The sequence below is a fragment of the Priestia sp. SB1 genome (assembly GCF_038898415.1).
The window spans coordinates 12,021-31,990 of the sequence record NZ_JBBJSS010000002.1 but is presented as its reverse complement, the minus strand read 5'-3'; the positions used below and the strand labels follow the sequence as shown (position 1 = coordinate 31,990).

The window sequence follows — 19,970 nt, the reverse complement described above, 5'->3', positions numbered from 1 at the left end:
TTACGGAGTTGGTACATATATGTCTTTAACAGTTCCTCACCTAAGAAGAGAATGGACAAAAGAAGAAGAAGAAAAATTAGATTACTTTTACGGAAAGAAACCTATTCAACAAATAGCAAAAATGCTAAACAGAAAAAACATCCCAGGAATTAGAACAAAAATAAGTAGAATGGGTTTATCAGCAAGTTATAAGCACCAGGGACACCTTACTTTGAGTGAATTTGCAGACCTTTTAGAGGTTAGTAATTTTAAAATAAGACGTTGGATTAGCGATAAGAATATGCCTTCAAAAGAAGTTGTCACAGCACTAAAAAAGAAGTACACATTAATTGAAGTAAATGAATTTTGGAAGTGGGCAGAAGTTAATAAAGAAGAGGTTAACTTTTATAAAATAAAGCCTTTTACTTTGCTACCTGAGCCCCCTTGGGTTTCATCAGAAAGAGAGAAAGACAGAAAAGAAATCCCATTAAGAAGAAACAAGTTGTTTACCCAAGAAGAAGATCAACAACTGCTGCATTTGTACTTTAAAGAAAACCTAACACAAAAGGCGATTGCAACAATAATGAATAGGTCACGTGACTCTATAAGAAACAGATTAGCGAGACTAAGAAATAAATAAAATGAAATACAAAAAAACAGCTTAATTTAAGATTTAAGCTGTTTTTTGTATTTTAAAGATTTAAAAAACTAAAAAAAGAATCAGGCTTCATCATAAGCCTGATTAACAGAGAAAAGTTTCTAAATTGGGATTGAATGATGGTAATTATCCTAAGCATATGTATTACTTTATTATACTATCGTTAAGGGGGATAATATGGTTATTGCATTACAAGTGAATAATTACTTTACTAAAATAGTATAAAACATCAAAAAATAAATTGCAACAGCTTTTACTATAATATTTTTTTGTACGAAAAACATAAAAGGTAACTATAAATATAATGTTTATAGAGCAAAAAAAATAAATAAACGCTGTCCCTAACGTAGTTTTGCGCGCCTAGCATTAGGACGGAACAGCATTTATTTATCATCAAGACTATTATCTTGGGTTGACGGTTTAGTTAAAGTATAGAAAATAAATATTGGTCATTTACCTTCGAATATTATTATATTAAAAATAATATTAAAAATCAATACATTTTTTTATTTGAATAAAAATATAAAAGAAAAGGGTTTTTAGACTCTTTCTCTTTGTTTTTTTAATAATTACCATATAGACAACAGCGATCTAGTTCTTTTCACTTTTTTAAATACTAAATCCTTTTTTAATACAGAAAATCTATTATGTTTCTTTTCTACCGTTACGCAATAATGTTTCATATCTATGACTGGAAGTTCTCTTTGAGATTCTACAAATACAGCTTCACTAAGTTCTTTAGTATATGCGCTGTCATTCCTTTCACATATAAATAATTCCTCATTCAAAGCACTAACCTTAACAGCAAGCGTATATAAGATTTTTGATCTCATTTCCATAACAAAACCGCTCCTTAATTTTTTCAAATGGTAGCACGATTTATATTTTATATTGAAAATAACAGATATTTTTAATTTAGCCGCCGTCTAACATCCTATTTAAATGAGCTTTAGGAAATGGAATATTGCATTAATCTCTTAATTTTTATATTTACGTTCCTTTACCTTTAAGTACGAAACCGAATAATTAACCGGTTTTTGTTTAATATTTATATAAGCATTTGGAGCAAGTGCCGGCAATACTTCTTCTAAGAAAATGTCTATTACTTCCGAGAAAACTAACCTTAATTCAAACGTAGTGGACTTATCTTTAGAACTGAAATTTTGATATATGTTTGTAGCAGAAGGGGAAATACCTAACGAAAAGTTAAACGAGATATATCTACCACGTTTAGTTTTATATTCAAAACGAAGAGTAATCCAGTAGGGCCGATTAATTTTTTGTTTCATTTCACACATACGAAGACCTTCTTTGCCCTCATAGTACACTTGAATTTTTTCACTTTTATCTAATAGTTTTTCTAGCAATTTTGCAGCCACCTTTAATTAGAAATTATCTTGCTACTAATTTTAGCGAAGAAGGGAACCGTTTAGGAAAACTTCTCTGTTTGAGCCATTTTAATCTGTTTTTTGTTCATTTATAACGTAAATAAAAAGCATATTAGAGATGCCATCTTAAACAAGAGAAGCACAATTAAAATAGTGCTAATTGTTTTTAAAAGTTTTACAAGTTAAAATATACCCACGATTATAGCAAAAAGGGGACATCCCCAAAATAAGGAGAGGTAAGTTTGAAGCCATTAAAAAAGCTAGGTTACGTAAGTATAGGTATGATTATTACCGATATTAATGGTACTGAATTAACTGTTACAGATATAATAATTCCTTCAATTAAGAAGAGCGTAGGAGCCGCAGTCATTCCTAAAGATAATAATTTAGTATTACAATTAAATTCTGAACAATATTTATCAACCGACATTGGTTGGCGCAATTTAGATCATCGCATACTAGTGAAAAATTGGAGAGATTTTAACCCGCCAATTAATAATTAAAATTTAATTGAAAACCGTAAACAAAACACCTTGTTCTTTACACAAGGTGTTTTGTTTATGAGGCGACTTCTAAATTTTTGATATATTATTTCATTTGAAAAATTAAGCAGCACTAAAAGTAATAGCAAGATATGCTTGAGGTTTGTTAACGGAGAGAAGATTTAGCAAATTTAATTTGTATTTACTAATTTCTTTTTTAGTTATTCCTTTTGAATATGCTAGATCATCAATTAGTTTATAAGCCTGTGAGTAATTAGTCGGCGTAGGCTCTTCAAACTTTATGAACTGGAAGCAATCAGTCGCAAGTTGGTCCAAAAAAGCGGTATATATAAAAAGCTCTTTTTTGTTTTCAAAGGGGATATTAGAAAAGAATAAGAAATGTTTTTCAAAAAAGTTCTGTAATTCCATAAATCGTTTTTCAATAATACTACTCGATGATATACTCATTTCTTTAGAACATTCATCCTCAGTAAATAAATACCCAATTACACTCGAGAGTTCTTCCTTAATTCCTTGCTCTTCTAAAATAAGCAACGCAAAACTAGAAACGCCATCCATCATCATTCCGCTAGATCCATTATAAATAAAAGGGATATTAGAAAAGGGAACTAGAAAAGGTTCATTCTTCTTAAAATTATATACTGATCCAAACATCTATTATTTCTACCTTTCTATAAATCAACTATGTATGATTTTAAGGCATCTTATATTTGATTAATCCGTGATATTGCTTATTTATATTCATTATTATTTTCCGCTCATCTACAAGTTACTTTAAAACTTTATTCCATTTTAAAACATATAAATCAGCAGGTGAAAAAAAGATTCGTGTATTTTACACAAATCTTTAAAACTTTATTTCCTTTTTTAAAAATATAAGAAAAAAGTATTTTTTTAGTTGACCTTTACAAATTTTGGATTATAACGAAGGTAACAAAGAAAGGGAGGTGTTATGTATGATCAAAAACTTATTCAATCAATTCAAAAAAGAAGAAGATGGTGGACTAGTAGAGTATCTCATTCTAATTGCAATCGCAGCAGTAGCCGCTGCACTATTGTTCCCAGGACTTCGTAAAAACTTAGTTGGTTGGTTTAATGATATGGTTGCCAATGTTAAAGAAGGTATTACTGGTAAAACTGCCACTGGCGGATCTGGTACTATTCACGAAGCTTCAGGTAACGATATTGGCGGTACTTGGTAAGAAACAGAAGGTTTTCTCCTTCTGTTCTTTCTAAACAGGTTAACTAAAAAGATTTATTTTTGTTTGACCTCTAAAAAATTTAAGTTATAAACAAATTATACGAAACGAATGGAGGTGTTATATATGGTTAAAAACTTATTCAATCAATTCAAAAAAGAAGAAGATGGTGGACTAGTAGAGTATCTCATTCTAATTGCAATCGCAGCAGTAGCCGCTGCACTATTGTTCCCAGGACTTCGCAAAAACTTAGTTGGTTGGTTCAACGATATGGTTAAAAACGTTAAAGAAGGTATTTCTGGTACAACTAGCGCTGATGGTACTAATGCTGGTAAAATCCAAAAAGCTTCAGGTAACGATATTGGCGGTGCTTGGTAATAAAGAGAAGAATTTTCTTCTCTTTATTTTTTTGTAACAAAATCACTTCATTAGTTATAAAGAAGAAAAGGTTTATTAAAGAAGGGGGAGATTTAATGAAAGAAACTACAGATAAACAAACCAAATCATTTATACATAATTTAATAGGCTATACTGTGTGCGTCGCATTAGTTTTTATAGCATTTTTTACAACAGTTTTTGTCACATTACTATTTAATGATTACGCCATTCGTTACGAAGTAATAGGGTGGCTATATGAACACGACATCCGGTTTAAGACGGCAGTATGGCTTCTCGAAAAAGTAGATCCTCTTTTACCTTACTCTCGAGAACCTAGTTTTGAGGCTGTTCCCGAAATTCCACGCCAATCGTCATATAGTACTTGGTAATTTAGGATACTATTTAGTCCCTGTGTCTATAGAAACTGCCTTTTAAAGAGGGAGGACAAATAATTGAAAACAACTAGAGATAAGATAACTAGATTATACAACCGAAACATATTTGACTGTATTTTATGGATTCTTTTAGTCTTTACAGTATTTTTCTGTATGACATTATTAAGTTCCGAAGTTAGACAAAAGTTACATCTAAGGTTTTATCACCACGCAGCTTATAAAGGAGGAGCAGAAATTCATACACCTGAAGACTATGCTCCTTATCCAAATTACGAATGGTAAAAGATAAAACATCGTTCTTCTCTATTTTCCGAAAAAAGTTTTAATTATAAATAGAATATTCTATTAAAAGGAGGAATAATTATTTTGAATATATTTAAGAATATTATGTCAAAGGATAATTTAAAAGGTATTATTATATACTTAATTTTAGTTTTTGTCTTTACTTTGTGTTTCTCTCTATATTTTCCAAGTGTTCGACACTATATAGTAAATCTGTTTAATGATAATTATAAACAAAGCAATACAGGTCATATGGTAATAGAAGATCCTCACGAAGTAGGATTTTTAGGCGGACCTTGGTGACGTAATGATTTATATAACCAATCATAATTTTTTATATAAAATAATTTCCTTGGAAAGGAGAGGCGACAATGAAGAGTCTTCAAAATTTAAGTTTTAAAGAAAATTCGAAAGAAATTATTGTTAGTACAATTTTAATTTTCTTTTTAGTTTTTTGTGTATCCTTACTCTTTCCTGATGTTCGGCATCACATAGTATTCTGGTTTAATAACCTTACTTATAAATTTGACGGAGCTATTGGACAACCAGCTCTTTCTAATAAAGACGCTGAGAGTTTAGGACTTAAAAATGAAACTTGGTAATGAATAACGAGAGGTAAGTATAATTAAAGATTAATTTTGTAATCCTGCACGTAACCTGGGGGAACAATAGGAGAAAAGAGTTCTTTTTCTTCCATAAGTCTTATAAACACCTCTATACCTTCATCATTTTTATTATCTACAGGAATCCAGTTAGAGGCATCCCTATATACAAACTTATCATTAGATATAATACCTGCTTCTAATTCAATCCACTCATAGGAGACATTGCCTTTTTCAGTCTTCTTAGCTGTACCATCCTCATTGTATTTGGTGAATTTCTTTTTGTATGGTTGAAAACAGTCTTGTACTGTTTTTAAAAGATTATCTAAATCAAATTGAGCATATTGCTCCGGAACCAGTAGACCTGTGCTATCACGTTTATATTTAGTGTAGTGATTTAGTGTGAATTCTATATAACCGTGTAGCGGCCTTAATTCTGTAGGGAAAGCAATAGACAAATGCTTGCGCATTTCCTTTTCAAATTTCTTTACATTCGTAGGTTTAATAAGACCTGTGCTGCCGTCTTTCTTTTTTACAATTTTTAATTGAGTCTTCACCTTTCCGGTGAATGGAAAGAAAAATCGGTGTACCTCAGACAAAAAAACACCTCTTCCTTTATAATTTCAACTAAAAAATTATATAATCATTTTTGTAGAAAAAGAATGCTATAATGTTCGTACTATAATATCCGTGTGAAAGGGGTGGGACAATTGGAGTTTAAATTAAACCGAGCAATTATGAAAAAAGCGGTAGAAACGTGTAAAAAGATTTCAGATAACAAACAAACAGCAAAAGTATGGGTTCGTTCTTTTACCGAGACAGATATACTGTTATACACACAACGTAACGAGAGAGGAATAAAATACTTTCACCATATAAAAACATTGGAACCTATTGAATCAGAAATTTCTTTTCTCGCTAATCCTTATGAACTGGAAGAACTGTTAAAAGGGAAACAAAAAGAAAAGACTTTAATTATTCAAGAGCTTGGAGACGTTAGCATTGTTAGAGATGCTTCAAACTATGATTTATATGTTGACATACAGCACTATACTGGTAAATTCCCTTTAGAGAAGTTACCTTATATGCAAATGAATGATCCTACGGGTTTTATGGATTTATTAGAAGAAGTTAAAAAGGCCGCTTCAAAAGAGGTGGACGCAATTGAAATCGGAAGCTACGAAGTTTCTTTAAAAGCCCCTCCAATCTACTTAAAGAGGTTTAATTTAGGTGAAGACTTCCCCAAATTCATTTTTCCTTTAGATTACATAAACCAGCTAACACAAAATATCATATGGCCAAAAACAAACGTTAATAATATATCTCAGTGCTCAAAAGGCAACGACCTCTACATTAGAATTGAGAGCCATAACTCTAAAAGACCCAATGAAAGTTTTCGACAGCTATTTGTCTTATCTGAAAGGAATGCATATTCCCCATACGCTAAACAATTAGACGAAGAGATTGTACATACATTTAGAACAAATACTGAAGAACTTTGGGAAGTATTAAACGAGTATCCAGCTGCTGTTTCAGATGTATACCTTTATGATCAAGATGGCGATTTAGTGATAGATCCATACGATAAATCTGGCGAACCATTAGAAGAGAATGAAGTATATCCTATCTTTCAGTTAGAGTACGTAGGGAATGTAAAGCGCACAAAAGTTGACCGCAACGGTTTAATGGCTTTGCTAAGTGGCTATGTCTCTGAACAAGACATTGATATCGTTAAATACATAGAAGATGATAGCGAATATTTTGCTTTACGTGCCTATGACAAATTCCTTTATAGTATTGCTGTAGCAAAAAAAGAACCTAACTATGCCAAAATACAGGAAAAGCTTGATAAGCAATTAGAATACGAAAAAACACTGACATTTCTTCAAGATTAAAGACATTAGATTACACATTATTCTAGTGTCTTTTTTTGTGTGTTCCTATGTTTACTTACTCTTTTTCTATCAGTTGGGTTAAACAATACTTTTTTTACTAGTGTAGAAAATACAATGAACATTGAATTATATACAGAGAAAGGAGAATTACTTTGAAAGATACATACAAAGTAGTCATTACCGGTGGCGGAACAGCGGGCCACATTACACCGGCTCTATCGATTGCCCGTTCATTAATAGATAATTTTCAAACTAAAATATATTATTTAGGAAACGAAAACTTTCTTGAAAAAGAATTAGCTCATAAAGAAGGCTTCCCGTTCTTTCATATTCATTCTCAAGGGATGGAAGGAAAAAACCCTCTAGACAAGTGGAAAAACTTCATAGCTAGAAACAGCAAAGGAATTATTGAAGCTTATCGTCACTTGAAAAACATTAATCCAGACTTTGTTGTGAGCACAGGAGGATTCGTTACAGCTCCAGTATTAGCAGCTGCTAGGCTCCTATCTATCCCTTATTTTATTCACGAACAAAATACAGTAATGGGAAGAGTAAATAAGCTATTTGTAAAGAATGCCAAAGAAGTATATTACTCGTTTGAAGAGACGCTTGGTGGTATGTCCTTGCGAGAAGGAATGGCTTACGGAAATCCGGTGCCAGTTAACGAAGCAATTAAACCTGGAAACAGCCTTGTTGTACTTGGTGGTAGCGGTGGATCAGAATTCTTAAACCAATGGACTTTAAGCTTTGCTAAAGCGAACCCAAAGATTTCTATTCATTTACAAGCAGGCCGTAAAAACGTAGAGACTTTAGAGGTACAGAAAGAAAAAGGAAAGCTTAAGAACTTAACTATTCACGGTTTTGTTAACATCGTAGAAATGTACGAAAGAGCAAAAGTTGTAGTAACAAGAGGTGGTACTAGTAGTTTATTTGAATTAGCAAACGCGGAGATTCCATCTATTGTGGTTCCCCTACCTAACTCAATGGACAATCATCAGTACTTAAATGGCCTTCACTTCCAACAGCTAGGCGGTATGAAGGTAGTAGAACAATCCGAACAAAAAAGCGGCAACACTTTAGATAAAGTTGCTATAGAATGGCTAAACAACAAAGATATACTGGAAGAAAAACGGAAGAACCTTCAAAACTTCACCTACAAGAACTGCGCAGACAAAATTTCTTCAGACATTATTACCGTAATGAACGAACTAACTTAAAATTTATAAAAGAAAAAGCAGAGCCGTTTTCCTACTTAGCTCTGCTTACTTTGTTTTCTTTATAAATATTGGACTACCTAAAACTTCAAACTTTCTCATAACGTTTTCAATGCTAACGAGTTCTTCTTTTGCTGGAATGTAGTTTAATCCTTTAGCGCTTTCAATTAATTCTTTAGTCATATTTATCCCTCCAATACTTCAATAGAATAATCACTATACAATATTTCTAAACGTAAGTGGAAAAAAAGTAGCTTATTTAACGCAACTTTTACATTTAAGTTTTCTAGCCATAAATTGAACTAACGAAACTATGAAGTAAATAGGGAAATAGACGAGCACAATAGATACAGCAAGCAAAGAAATTACAATTAAATTAAACCAAATAGAAGGATGCTCCGCTTCAGAGGGTTCATAATCAGAGTCAGTGTAACTTAAAAATCTTTGATATAACACTACTGACTCCTTAAGCCTGTTTTCTTTTAGGATTGTTAAGAAATATAATATATCATATTGTTTTGCTTGAAATTTGTCTTTATTTGCTGAAAACATACAAGTTAGTTCGTTTACACACATATTACAGGGATCAAAACTGGATTGTAGATATTTTTCGTTTTCTTCACCTTTATTAACTGGAGGAAGACCGTTTTCATTGTTTAATAATCTAGCCTCCAAAGGGTACCCAGTAAGTTTGTACAAGCTCTCTAAATTTAGCTTTTCTCCAAAATGATTAAAGCTCTTTAGTGAATAATAACTTTTTAAAGGACAGCTCAATTGTATAATTGCCAAGTCATAAAGCACCTCTACGGAATGCAAGGGGAATTGCTCCATTAGCACTAGATAGTCCTTATAATAAAGGCCAATTATCTCCGAATCTTTAAGATAAAAATAGGTAGCGTTTTTAAATTTGTTTTTTTGTAAAAAGTTCATTTTACACCTCTTAGAAAATACAGAAGGAATGGGGAAGAAATTACATATGGTTTTAAGTACAGCAATTATTAAATTAATTATAGCGGCACTATTAGGAATGATTTTAGGTTTGGAAAGGGAACTGCGCCGGAAACCTTTAGGACTAAAAACTAGCACTGTTATATGTATAGCAAGTTGTTTAGTTACTATCGTTTCTATACAGTCTGCATATTCATTTTCAAAACCAGACCATATTACAATGGATCCTTTGCGTTTAGCAGCTCAAATTATTAGCGGTGTGGGCTTTTTAGGAGCTGGAGTCATAATGGTTAAAGGGATGACTGTAACAGGCCTCACAACAGCAGCTATGATCTGGGGAGCTTCAGGTATTGGCGTGTCAGTGGGCGCAGGTTTCTGGAAGGAAGCAAGTATTGCGCTGGTTCTTATTCTTTTAAGTGTAGATTGTGTACCTAACTTATTAAAAAGAATAGGGCCCGGACGTTTACGCAAAAAAGAATTAGAGTTGTCGGTTATTGTAGCGGCTAAAGTAGATATGGAACACCTACAAAAAGTAATTAAAAGTAAAAGAATAGCGATTCATAGAGTAAGAGTAAAAGACCTATCTACTGGGGAAAGACGCTTAGACTATTCAATTTCTACTTTTGAAGCAAGATATACAACTGCTGTGTATCAAGAAATCCGCAACATTGAAGGAATACTTTCTGTAGAAATTTCAACGGTTGGTTAACGAACTTATTATATTCTTAATACTAAAACGAAAAAAGGCAAGAACCATATTTTAAAAACAACGTTGTCTCTATTCAGAACTAACGTTGTTTTTTGTTTTTCTACTAGTAAAAAATTATTAAAAACAAGAAGGAAACGAAATACAAATCATTGATTAATTCAATGAATACTATGAACTTGAGGGAGTGCAGCTTAAATGAGTGTAAGCGTTAAAAAAGCGGTTAATGAAGTATCAAATTTTGTCTTTGCAGAATTAGAAGGTATGTTTAAAGCGTGGCAGATTGTGTCTTGGATTATGCTATTACTGGGTTATTCACTATTAATCGTAGCATATACGTTATTTGGTGAACCGCCTATATGGTTAGTTGTTTGTGGTTTAGCGGGTATTGTCGTTACGCTAGTAAACTTCTTTCTTGCTTTATTTGTCGCTCTTATATTTGTAGCAAAAGGATTAAAAGAAAAAGATATGGATTTAGTAAAAAACAAAGTGCTTATTACAATTGGCTACAATGCAGTAGCGGGATTAATGTACTTTGCAATTACACTTTAATACATAACATCTTAAAACTTCACTCCACTTTTAATAGGATATTATCTTTTTTAGCAAAACAGATAATTGGACTTATTATTGATAGGAGTGATTTTTTTGGAACGCAGTTTTATTATGATTAAACCCGATGGAGTGGAAAGAGGACTTATTGGAGAGATCGTAAAAAGATTTGAACAAAAAGGCTTTAAGCTTTGCAATGCTAAGCTTACAAAAGCTTCAAAAGAATTAGCGGAGCACCATTATGCGGAACACGTAGGAAAGTCTTTTTTTGGAGAATTAGTAGAGTTTATTACCTCAGGACCGGTCTTTGCTATGATTTGGGAAGGCGATGATATTGTAGAGGTATCACGAATGATGATTGGTGCTAACAAGCCAGTAAATGCATTACCAGGAACTGTTAGAGGCGATTTCTCTCACTCAACATCTTTCAATGTTATTCACGGATCAGATTCTGTTGAGAGCGCTGAACGTGAGGTTAAACTTTGGTTTAAATAAGCATAATTATTTAAAAGAGTCTTTTGGAGAGACTCTTTTATTTTTGTAAGAATTCTACAAAATAGAAACTTTTAGGACACATAAGCGTATATAATTAAGAAAACACTGCAGATAATTCAAGTGGTCAAAAATTAAATATACAGAAACATAGGTGAACTATATGTTGAGAAACCGAAAAGGTAAAGAAAGAAAAAAGAAAAGGAAAGAAAAGAGGGAAGGGTTTTTCCGTCAAGTATGGAACGATGTATTGGATACAGTCATATTTGAAATTGTTTGGGGAATCATTTCAGCAATCTTTAGGGGAGCGCTTCGGTTTATAAAACACATAAATTAAGAATTACTCAATATAAAGCATTAAAAGAGACCAAACTAGGTCTCTTTTAATTAAAATTTCATAAATTCTATAATTAACTTCTTAAAAAAGCATATTCTTTTGTTACAATTGCTTTTTTATGTTCTTCAAATAATTCTACGGTTTTCACTTGATAATCTCTAGGTTCTTCGTGGGCTAAACGAAATAATTCAGCCTCATATTTTTCTCTAAACAGATAGAATTCCTCAATGCTATACCGGTTAATAACTAAGTAGCAATGATGGGGAAAAGTAATAGGGCGCATTTTTATTTCATTTGTTAAATTTGTAGCTAAAATTGTCTTTTCTTCGAGTTCTTTACAGAGCGAAACAATAATTTCGTTGGCATATTTTAAATCAATAAATTGGTTGTTTTCCGCTAGCATTCTAATCTTTGCACATTGTTTAAGATCCATATTATTCACCTTTTTTTCAAAGAAGAGTTTATTTAATTGTATTGCGTATCTTTAAATAAAAAAATACTCTAAATCTAGAAAGATTTAGAGCGCATCTTTATTGATAGTGCAGCTGAAATTAAACAAGCTATAATAGCGAATATACCAGCAGCATATAGAATGTAAAACGGATTCTTAACTACAAGTGCTCCCATATACCCTAAGCTAAATGTTGTTCCTATATTTCTTGCAAATGACTGTAAAGAAGACGCAAAGCCTTTTTCACATTCATTTGAAAGTTCGTATGAACCAATAGAAGCTGTTGTTTGAATTAAACCATAACAAAAGCCGTGAACCATTAGAATAAGGAAAGTACATAAAAGAGGGGTATGTTCTGTATAAAAGAAGAAAGGGATAGTAGAAAGGGTAATAATTAAATTCCCTAGAAGAATCGGTTTCTTATATTTATACTTAATTACAATTTTCCCAGATAGGTACGAGGATAACATCCAACCTAAACTGATTCCTGCTAAGATCAATCCACTCATTAATACGCTACTTCCTTGAACCTTTTGAAGGAAATATGGAATAAATGATTCTAATCCAAATAACGCGAAGAAGAACAAGAAAGTATTAAAATTAAAGAATAATAGCGGGTAGTTTTTTAAGATACCAATTGGAAGAAATGGTGTATTTGTATTACGCTCTGTTCGGTAGAACATTACTGCCATAAGGATAGCTATAGGTAATAAGAAAACTGCCCATTCCCAATTCATCGTTAAAATTAATACCGTAAACGCAGCAACCGCAAAATAAAACGCTGATGCCCAGTTAATAGGCGATTGAACGCGTTTTGCTTCATCTTTATAAGGAATCATTAATAAAAGTGTAATAACTCCTAATGGAATATTAATAAAGAAGATCCATCTCCAGTTTAATAATTCTACAATCATTGCTCCTACAAGAGGTCCTAGCAAAGCGCTAATGCCCCAAATTAAAGAGAAGTGACCTTGAAATTTTCCACGTTGCTTAACAGTTAATAAATCACCTAAAATAATTCCCGTAGCAGGCAAGACACCGCCAGCCGCTAACCCTTTTAATGCACGGTAAACAATTAACTCAGGCATTGAGTGAGCAATACCACATAAAAGTGAGAACATAGTGAAAAATGCTGTACAACATAGAAAAACAACTTTTCTACCAAATCTATCCGTTAATTTTCCGAATATCGGAATTGTAATGGTTGATAATAACGTGTAAATTGAAAAGATCCACGCATAATATTTATCTCCACCAATATCTTTTGTAACAACTGGACCTGTTGTATTTAAAATCGTCGTGTCCATAGCAACCATTAAATTTGTGATTAATAGGCTCCAAAGAACAAATTTTGTTGAGCTTTTCATTCTGCCACTCCCAGTCTTTTTTTGTTTATGTTTTCTATCGATTAATAAAAGAAAAGTCTGTTGTTCCCTTTATTTAAAAATTCAAAAGGAAAATAACTGGGTATATTATATAGCGAAAAAAATAAATGGTGAGAAATTCATATAATTGTTCTAGAAGTCTTATGTAGTAAGGGTTTTATCGAAGCTTTAGTAGAAGATTTAGTTTGATTTCTGGTGTTTTACAGACTCTTCCTTATAATAGCCGGAAGAAGGGAGAGGTTTTATGAAAAGAATATTAACCAAGAATGCTAAACGCAAAATACGCCAAGGTTTCTTTTTAAGTACATTTAGTTTTTTAGCGATAGTTATTATAGTAGCTATTAAGCTTTTTAGTTTTAGTTCAATATTATTTCTAATTCCATTACTAATAATAAGAATGATGCTAGTAAAACGATACAAAAGGGACTGTTATATACTCGAAAATGGAATAACAAAGGAGGCTTATTTGTCTAAATACGGTAAGACAGGCACAAGTATTAACGATAAGTATCAGTATGCAGCCTCTTTTCAAATTACACACAATGCTACTGAAATAACTGTAATAGATAAAACATTTTATAAAGAAAAACTTCAAGATGACTATAAATACACTCTATATTACAGCCCCAAATACCCCAAAAAATGTATTATATTAGAGTTTCGTGATCTTACAGCAGAAGAGGCTTTTTCATCAGGTCAAGGCTATGCAAATTCTTCTTTAGAAGGAGAGAGTAAACAAAGATTCTTTTCAAACTCCAAAAGCAAGAAAGACTCAAACAGTGGAAGTCCATTCCTATAAAGGTTTTAAATAACCTCGTAATTTTTCATATAAAAACCAAAAAGCACTCAGCCCTAAAGGAATTGAGTGCTTTTTCTATATAAGTCTCATAAGAGAGATTCTTATTTTAGGTTAATTAATTCTGTTTGAGTTCCAAACGCTCCAGTTTGAACCTGTAATTGTAGATCACTAGCATTTGCTACTTCCGGTGCTACGTCAAATACTACTTTACCGCTCATTTCTGAATCAGGATTTAACCCTTGAGCAAAGAAACTATTTGTAATGTTTCCACTTTCATCTTGGTTAGCAGACATACTAGCCATTGCATCAGCTTCATATGTTTTGCCTGCACGTTTCAATTTAAAGAAGGTAGAATCAACTGTAACAGCATCTTCTCCACCATTTTTAATTGATAACTCAAGTACAACATATTTTTGGTTAGCCTTCTCTGGCATTACAGATGGTCCAACTTGATCAGCAGTTGTTTTACTTGTAACTTTATATGTCATTTTACCAACTTTAACTTTTTCATTCATACCAAAAGAACTTGCTTCTTTAGTAGATTTAGAATTAGACGTTTTATTAGATGAGCTTTCCGTCTGCTTTCCCTCTTTATTATTACTAGTAGTTTGAGTATCGTCACTCTCATCACCGCCAGTAGCAATTGCAATAATTACGATAATAACTAGTACCCAAAACCACCAACGCTTAAAAATAGATTTTTTCTTTTTGTCTTTCGCCACGATGTTTGTCCTCCTTGAAATTTCCTTTTACATTATGTATGACAGCATTACAAATAAGTAAGTGCCAACTCCAAAAAGTATTATAATATTATAATTATGGTAAATCCAGAGGTTTTATTTTACAAATACCACTTTACCATTTATATTTTTCGTCTATTTTAAAAAAATAGGCAAATAAACCCGCGACGTATTAAGGTTTCGCTCTCTTTTTAATAAAGAGTAAAAAAAGGGGGATTTTTTTTGAGAACACTTAAAATGTACGCGACAATTTCCATTAATCTTATAAAATGTAACAATAAGCTAACAAAAAACGCACTAAAATTTCACAATCGAGGGAATTCACTTCGAGCTTATCAATCAATAGATGATACAGTCATTTTCTTTATGGAAAAGATTATTAAAATTTCCGGTGCTCGTGTTAATGCTACAGGTTTTGACACATTAGATAAGAACGAAGCTTACTTATTTGTGTGCAATCACCAAAGCAACTTTGATATCCCACTTCTCTATACCTATTCACCCATTAAAATGGCATTTGTAGCTAAACAAGAAATGAGAAAGATACCTATTATGGGAAAACTAATGGAATTAAGAGGGCATATTTTTATGAATCGCAATAACTCTAAAGAGGCTGTTAAGTCTATTCAAAAAGGGATAGAAGTACTTAAAAGCGGTGCCAGCCTTGCAGTATTTCCAGAGGGGAGTAGAAGCAAAGGGGAAGCAATGGGTTCTTTTAAACCTGGAGCATTAAGACTTGCTATAAAATCCGGTGTAAAAGTTGTTCCCGTAGTTATTAGCGGATCCTATAACCTAATGGAAGCAAACGGAGGTAGAGTAAAGCCCGCAGATGTTGAGATTAAATGTTTAGATCCTTTAAATCCCAAAGACTATAAAGATGCTGTTAAACTAACAGAAGAACTAGAAATACTTATTAAAAATGAACTTCAACAAAACCAAAGCATAAAAGAATAGAAGGTGTGTTTTTTGGAACATATTCAGCAGTTAACAAAACTTATAAAAGAAGCGAATAAAATTACATTCTTTACTGGGGCCGGTATGAGTACTGAATCAGGTATTCCTGATTGGCGTAGTAGTAATGGGCTTTGGACAAATAACGCAGAGCTTCAGGATTTAATTTCTGTATCTTATTTCAAATCGAATCCCAAGGATTTTTGGAAACCTTATAAAGAGATTTACAATATTAAATTACTTAACAACTATGAGCCAAACAGCGGCCACCAATTTATCACTAAGCTACAAGAACAAGGGAAAGATGTGACTGTTATTACACAAAATAACGATGGTTTACATACTGCCGCTGGGACTAATAAAGTATTTGAGGTACACGGGACGTTAACAAATGCTAGCTGCCCAAAATGTAAAACCGTTTACGATTTGGATCACATAAACAACAATGACATTCCACGATGTATCAGAATTAACTCTAAAGACGAGGCTTGTAACTTTGTTTTACGCCCTGATATTGTACTTTTTGGTGACCAGATTAAATACTATAATGAATCTCTAGATAGTGCCTATGCAGCTGATTTATTCATTGTTATGGGTACTTCACTTGAGGTTGGACCAATTAATTCCATACCACAATACATAGCAAGAACGGATATACCAATGATTTTAATTAATAAAGATAAAACGCACTTTGATGATTTGTTCGATATTTGTATTTATAGCGGTATAGGAGAAACACTTAAGGAAGTTGAAAAAGGACTGCGCGTTTAAGCGGAGTCCTTTTTTATTATTGCAAAGCTTTAATCACAATAGTTAGTAAAGAAAGAAAACGTTTCTTGCTAACTAATGTATAAGCAGGGAGGTGGAAGTATGGTTCCTACCTATGCTTATCCTACAACTGAATTCATTCTTTTTTATATACACAAAGAGAATCCAGGGTTTATTATATTCGCTGTAATAATATTGATAGTTGCAATCGCTAATTGCCTTTTTACTTTTAAAACAGAAAAGAAAAGTAGTGACAAAAAAGACTGATATCAGTCTTTTTTTACTGTTTATATTAGTTGTGCAGAAACACGTATTCCAAACCACTTTCCCAAAGAAATGAAATCTAAAAAGGGAAGGTTTCAACACTAATTAATGTTTAAAGTAGCTATTAAATTTTGTTAAGAGGTGTTTAAATGAAAAAATTAATTACTAGCCTTGGAGTTACAGCCATTGCTGTTGGTATGATAAATGTTGTTAATTCTCCTATAGTTCTTGCGGATGCTCAACCTGGAGATGTAATTATTACTTTAGGAGAAGATTTAAGTGTAGGTCAGAAAAATACGGTTTTAAAAGATATGGATGTAAATGAAAGTGACGCACAAATCGTTTATGTTAACAATGGTGAAGAACATAAATATTTAGGTAACTATGTTCCTGAATCCCAAATTGGTAGTAAGTCTATTTCTTCAGCGAAAATTACTTTAGGGGATAAAGATACAGGATTAGTAGTTGAATCTCACAATGTAAATTACATTACTGACGAGATGTATCTAAACTCTTTATCTACTGCAGGAGTTAAAGATGCTAAGGTTTATGTAACAGCTCCTTTTGCAGTATCAGGAACAGGTGCTCTAACAGGCATTATTAAAGCCTACGAAGTTTCAAGTGGTACAAAGATTGATGAGTCACAAAAGCAAGTTGCTAATCAAGAAATGGTGACTACAGCCCAATTAGCATCCAATGATGACATCGGACAAGAAAAAGCAGTTGAATTTATGAGTAAAGTAAAAGAAGAAATCTCTAAAGAAAACCCTAAAACAGAAGAAGATATTAAATCCATTATTCAAAAAATAGCTGTAGATATGAACATTAACTTAACTACAGATCAGCAATCACAGTTAGTAGATTTATTTGGAAAAATAAAAGATCTTCACATTGACTGGGAAAAAGTCAACAAAACGTTTGATGCAGCAAAAGAAAAGTGGAATAAATTCGCTCAATCTGAAGAGGGAAAAAATATCATTGATTCATTCATTGCGTTTATGAAATCAATTTGGCACGGTATTACTGCTCTATTTGGCAGCAAGTAAATAATTTAAAATAAGCGCCTCTAAAATAGAGATGCTTATTTTTTTTACACTTTACACCTGTTATCACGTAAACTCATTTTAGTTCATAGAATACAGATAAAGGAGTGTTTTAAATCCAAATCTTATGGTTTCTTTTAAGTATAATCACTAATTATGGGCATTACTTTATTGGTGTTGGAACGATCTATTTTTTAATTTCTTATTTGTTCAATCAAATTGATGAATATATAAATACAGGGAATACGTTAGAGAACACAAGGCAGCACAAAACAAAAAATCATTTTCACTAATAATTTAAAAAATACAAAACAGATAATTTGAAATTTAAAAGTAGGACAACCTTATGTCTTACTTTTTGTTAACCTAAATATAACCTACCCTTAACGCTACACTTTGTTATATAAGCTCTATTTTTTCACTCAAAATATTTTCTTTTTCATCAAAAAATGTAAGATTAAGAAAATTAATTTGTTGAGAGAAAGAGGGGTTTTTATGAAAAAAAGGACTTTATCTGCAATAATATCTAGTTTTATTTTCGTTTCTACTTTGTTAGTCTATCCTCAAAACACAAAAGCGGCCGGACCTTTTATCGAAACTCAAAAGCAAAATACTCCTGTATACGAAAATAGAACAGGAAGCTTAGAGTTAGTAGGGTATCTAAACCAGTTTCAACAGTTTTCTCTGGTTAAAGAAATTAATCCAAACTGGTTTCAAGTTAAATATGGAAACTCAAATGGTTATATACTAAAAAGCGCGGCTAACCCTGTGCTATACCCAAATTTTAAAAATGTGAATATGAAATATAAACACCCTAAAGAGGCTATTATTACTTTAAAGGATACCCCAGTATTTGATAATACTTCAGGGAAGTTGGTACAATTTGCAACAATTAAGGAAAATAGACGATACCCAATCTTATATCCTGCAGGAAACTGGTACGCGGTAGATGTGTCAGGAAGAATTGGTTTTGTATATAAGGCAAATGTGAAACCAGACAAAGGTATTCCTGTTTTAATGTATCATCATTTACTAAAAAACTCTGAAAACACCAATTTTAGAAATAGCTCCACGATTACTCCAGAGGAATTCAAACAACAAATGGAGTACTTACACCAAAAAGGGTACGAAACAATTACTACAAGCCAATTAGAGCAATATATAAAGGGGAATTTAAACCTTCCTGGTAAAACTGTGCTCGTAACATTTGATGATGGCTTGAAAACGGTCTTTCTATACGCTTATCCAGTCCTTAAACAGTACCATATGAAGGCAGCGGCTTTCTTAATTACATCACGAATTACAAATACTCCATCTAACTTCAATCCTAAAAAACTCCAAACACTTTCAAAAGTAGAAATGAATCAGATGAAAGATGTATTTGAATTTCAAGGCCACACTCATCAACTTCATTCATTAAATTCCAAAAATATGTCTGCTGTTGTCACACAGCCGCTTTCAACAGTCCGTAATGATTTAATGATTAACAAAACTCAATTTAATGCAAAGGCATTAGCGTATCCTTTCGGACAGTACAACACCTCCACCATTAATATATTAAAACAAGTAGGCTTTACAAGTGCTTATACTACCCATAATGCTTATGTACATATTGGGGATGATCCCTACCAAATTAATCGTTTTGGTATTGAGCCACATTTGCCTTTAGAAAAGTTTCGTTCAATCTTCGAATAAACAAAAACGACCTTTAAAGGTCGTTTTTGTTTATAATGGTAATTAATAACCAATAAAAGCGTAGCGGTATACAGCGTATATTGTAGGCGATAAAATAACATATATTATAATTATATTTCCTACAGTAGTAAATTCACGCTTCCTAAAAACAAATAGCGTATATGTAATTTCCCATAGAACCCAAAGTACAAAGAACATTTTCCAAAAATCCTGACTAAGGAATCTGTATTCCAAAACGTAGAAAATTAATCCAAGCAAACTTATTAAGGAAAAGAGCAAATCTAATTTAGATAATTTGGTATTATAACCACCACTTAAAATTGACATAACAGTATTAGTTCCAATA

The 19,970-nt window shown here is 32.2% G+C and carries 27 protein-coding genes; 18 read left to right on the top strand and 9 right to left on the bottom strand.

Annotation, left to right across the window (positions count from 1 at the left end):
• Positions 1–19 precede the first annotated feature (19 nt).
• Complete coding sequence (locus WKH56_RS05470) at positions 20–619, top strand: sigma factor-like helix-turn-helix DNA-binding protein (protein ID WP_342834781.1); 600 nt, start codon at positions 20–22, stop codon at positions 617–619.
• Positions 620–1,206: 587 nt separating this feature from the next.
• Here WKH56_RS05470 and WKH56_RS05465 read toward each other — a convergent pair.
• A complete protein-coding gene (locus tag WKH56_RS05465; RefSeq protein WP_342834780.1) occupies positions 1,207–1,476 on the bottom strand; it encodes a hypothetical protein in 270 nt (89 codons plus the stop codon).
• A 138-nt stretch (positions 1,477–1,614) separates the two neighbouring features.
• The gene (locus tag WKH56_RS05460) at positions 1,615–2,004 is read right to left on the bottom strand and encodes a hypothetical protein (protein WP_342834779.1); all 390 of its coding nucleotides are present in this window, start codon (positions 2,002–2,004) and stop codon (positions 1,615–1,617) included.
• Between the two features lie 263 nt (positions 2,005–2,267).
• On the opposite strand from WKH56_RS05460, the gene WKH56_RS05455 reads away from it, so the two are divergent.
• Positions 2,268–2,528 carry a hypothetical protein gene (locus WKH56_RS05455; RefSeq protein ID WP_316910803.1) on the top strand — a complete coding sequence of 87 codons (261 nt, stop codon included), beginning with the start codon at positions 2,268–2,270 and terminating at the stop codon, positions 2,526–2,528.
• 102 nt (positions 2,529–2,630) lie between these two features.
• On the opposite strand, the gene WKH56_RS05450 is transcribed toward WKH56_RS05455, so the two are convergent.
• A complete protein-coding gene (locus WKH56_RS05450) occupies positions 2,631–3,182 on the bottom strand; it encodes a hypothetical protein (RefSeq protein ID WP_342834778.1) in 552 nt (183 codons plus the stop codon).
• A 293-nt stretch (positions 3,183–3,475) separates the two neighbouring features.
• On the opposite strand from WKH56_RS05450, the gene WKH56_RS05445 reads away from it, so the two are divergent.
• From WKH56_RS05445 to WKH56_RS05425, 5 genes are all read left to right on the top strand, one after another.
• Entirely contained in the window at positions 3,476–3,730 is a 255-nt protein-coding gene (locus WKH56_RS05445; protein ID WP_342834777.1) for a hypothetical protein, read from the top strand.
• Positions 3,731–3,838: 108 nt separating this feature from the next.
• The gene (locus WKH56_RS05440; protein WP_316910805.1) at positions 3,839–4,105 is read left to right on the top strand and encodes a hypothetical protein; all 267 of its coding nucleotides are present in this window, start codon (positions 3,839–3,841) and stop codon (positions 4,103–4,105) included.
• A gap of 95 nt (positions 4,106–4,200) precedes the next feature.
• Positions 4,201–4,494 (top strand): hypothetical protein, encoded by a 294-nt coding sequence (locus WKH56_RS05435; protein WP_342834776.1) that lies wholly within the window; start codon positions 4,201–4,203, stop codon positions 4,492–4,494.
• A gap of 159 nt (positions 4,495–4,653) precedes the next feature.
• A complete protein-coding gene (locus WKH56_RS05430) occupies positions 4,654–4,782 on the top strand; it encodes a hypothetical protein (RefSeq protein ID WP_342834775.1) in 129 nt (42 codons plus the stop codon).
• 371 nt (positions 4,783–5,153) lie between these two features.
• The gene (locus WKH56_RS05425) at positions 5,154–5,384 is read left to right on the top strand and encodes a hypothetical protein (RefSeq protein WP_342834774.1); all 231 of its coding nucleotides are present in this window, start codon (positions 5,154–5,156) and stop codon (positions 5,382–5,384) included.
• Positions 5,385–5,407: 23 nt separating this feature from the next.
• Here the strand turns inward: WKH56_RS05425 and WKH56_RS05420 are convergent, their stop codons facing one another.
• On the bottom strand, positions 5,408–5,941 hold the full coding sequence (locus WKH56_RS05420; RefSeq protein ID WP_342834773.1) for a hypothetical protein: 534 nt from the start codon (positions 5,939–5,941) through the stop codon (positions 5,408–5,410).
• A 153-nt stretch (positions 5,942–6,094) separates the two neighbouring features.
• On the opposite strand from WKH56_RS05420, the gene WKH56_RS05415 reads away from it, so the two are divergent.
• Both WKH56_RS05415 and WKH56_RS05410 read left to right on the top strand, forming a co-directional pair.
• Positions 6,095–7,279: a hypothetical protein gene (locus WKH56_RS05415; RefSeq protein WP_342834772.1), complete on the top strand. Its 1,185-nt coding sequence runs from the start codon at positions 6,095–6,097 to the stop codon at positions 7,277–7,279.
• 152 nt (positions 7,280–7,431) lie between these two features.
• Positions 7,432–8,496, top strand: coding sequence for a UDP-N-acetylglucosamine--N-acetylmuramyl-(pentapeptide) pyrophosphoryl-undecaprenol N-acetylglucosamine transferase (locus tag WKH56_RS05410; RefSeq protein ID WP_342834771.1), 1,065 nt, complete (start codon positions 7,432–7,434; stop codon positions 8,494–8,496).
• Between the two features lie 45 nt (positions 8,497–8,541).
• Here WKH56_RS05410 and WKH56_RS05405 read toward each other — a convergent pair whose 3' ends face one another.
• Positions 8,542–8,676 carry a hypothetical protein gene (locus tag WKH56_RS05405; RefSeq protein ID WP_316910812.1) on the bottom strand — a complete coding sequence of 45 codons (135 nt, stop codon included), beginning with the start codon at positions 8,674–8,676 and terminating at the stop codon, positions 8,542–8,544.
• A gap of 72 nt (positions 8,677–8,748) precedes the next feature.
• Positions 8,749–9,423: a hypothetical protein gene (locus WKH56_RS05400; RefSeq protein WP_342834770.1), complete on the bottom strand. Its 675-nt coding sequence runs from the start codon at positions 9,421–9,423 to the stop codon at positions 8,749–8,751.
• Between the two features lie 28 nt (positions 9,424–9,451).
• Here WKH56_RS05400 and WKH56_RS05395 point away from each other — a divergent pair, with 28 nt between their 5' ends.
• From WKH56_RS05395 to WKH56_RS05380, 4 genes are all read left to right on the top strand, one after another.
• Complete coding sequence (locus tag WKH56_RS05395; RefSeq protein ID WP_342834769.1) at positions 9,452–10,150, top strand: MgtC/SapB family protein; 699 nt, start codon at positions 9,452–9,454, stop codon at positions 10,148–10,150.
• A gap of 195 nt (positions 10,151–10,345) precedes the next feature.
• A complete protein-coding gene (locus WKH56_RS05390; RefSeq protein ID WP_342834768.1) occupies positions 10,346–10,699 on the top strand; it encodes a hypothetical protein in 354 nt (117 codons plus the stop codon).
• Between the two features lie 96 nt (positions 10,700–10,795).
• Positions 10,796–11,194, top strand: coding sequence for a nucleoside-diphosphate kinase (gene ndk, locus WKH56_RS05385; protein WP_342834767.1), 399 nt, complete (start codon positions 10,796–10,798; stop codon positions 11,192–11,194).
• A gap of 163 nt (positions 11,195–11,357) precedes the next feature.
• Complete coding sequence (locus tag WKH56_RS05380) at positions 11,358–11,528, top strand: hypothetical protein (RefSeq protein WP_342834766.1); 171 nt, start codon at positions 11,358–11,360, stop codon at positions 11,526–11,528.
• 73 nt (positions 11,529–11,601) lie between these two features.
• Here WKH56_RS05380 and WKH56_RS05375 read toward each other — a convergent pair whose 3' ends face one another.
• Positions 11,602–11,961, bottom strand: coding sequence for a hypothetical protein (locus WKH56_RS05375; protein ID WP_342834765.1), 360 nt, complete (start codon positions 11,959–11,961; stop codon positions 11,602–11,604).
• Positions 11,962–12,035: 74 nt separating this feature from the next.
• Positions 12,036–13,346: an MFS transporter gene (locus tag WKH56_RS05370; protein ID WP_342834764.1), complete on the bottom strand. Its 1,311-nt coding sequence runs from the start codon at positions 13,344–13,346 to the stop codon at positions 12,036–12,038.
• A 262-nt stretch (positions 13,347–13,608) separates the two neighbouring features.
• On the opposite strand from WKH56_RS05370, the gene WKH56_RS05365 reads away from it, so the two are divergent.
• Complete coding sequence (locus tag WKH56_RS05365) at positions 13,609–14,163, top strand: hypothetical protein (protein ID WP_316910820.1); 555 nt, start codon at positions 13,609–13,611, stop codon at positions 14,161–14,163.
• Positions 14,164–14,264: 101 nt separating this feature from the next.
• Here WKH56_RS05365 and WKH56_RS05360 read toward each other — a convergent pair whose 3' ends face one another.
• Positions 14,265–14,885: a DUF4352 domain-containing protein gene (locus tag WKH56_RS05360; protein ID WP_342834763.1), complete on the bottom strand. Its 621-nt coding sequence runs from the start codon at positions 14,883–14,885 to the stop codon at positions 14,265–14,267.
• Positions 14,886–15,125: 240 nt separating this feature from the next.
• Between WKH56_RS05360 and WKH56_RS05355 the strand changes: the two genes are divergently transcribed.
• The 4 genes from WKH56_RS05355 (at position 15,126) to WKH56_RS05340 (ending at position 19,624) form a co-directional block, all read left to right on the top strand.
• Positions 15,126–15,857 (top strand): lysophospholipid acyltransferase family protein, encoded by a 732-nt coding sequence (locus tag WKH56_RS05355; protein WP_342834762.1) that lies wholly within the window; start codon positions 15,126–15,128, stop codon positions 15,855–15,857.
• A 12-nt stretch (positions 15,858–15,869) separates the two neighbouring features.
• Positions 15,870–16,625, top strand: a complete 756-nt coding sequence (locus tag WKH56_RS05350) for an NAD-dependent protein deacylase (RefSeq protein WP_342834761.1) — start codon at positions 15,870–15,872, stop codon at positions 16,623–16,625.
• A 410-nt stretch (positions 16,626–17,035) separates the two neighbouring features.
• Positions 17,036–17,932, top strand: coding sequence for a DUF1002 domain-containing protein (locus tag WKH56_RS05345; protein ID WP_342834760.1), 897 nt, complete (start codon positions 17,036–17,038; stop codon positions 17,930–17,932).
• 492 nt (positions 17,933–18,424) lie between these two features.
• Positions 18,425–19,624: a polysaccharide deacetylase family protein gene (locus WKH56_RS05340; RefSeq protein WP_342834759.1), complete on the top strand. Its 1,200-nt coding sequence runs from the start codon at positions 18,425–18,427 to the stop codon at positions 19,622–19,624.
• Positions 19,625–19,970 lie beyond the last annotated feature (346 nt).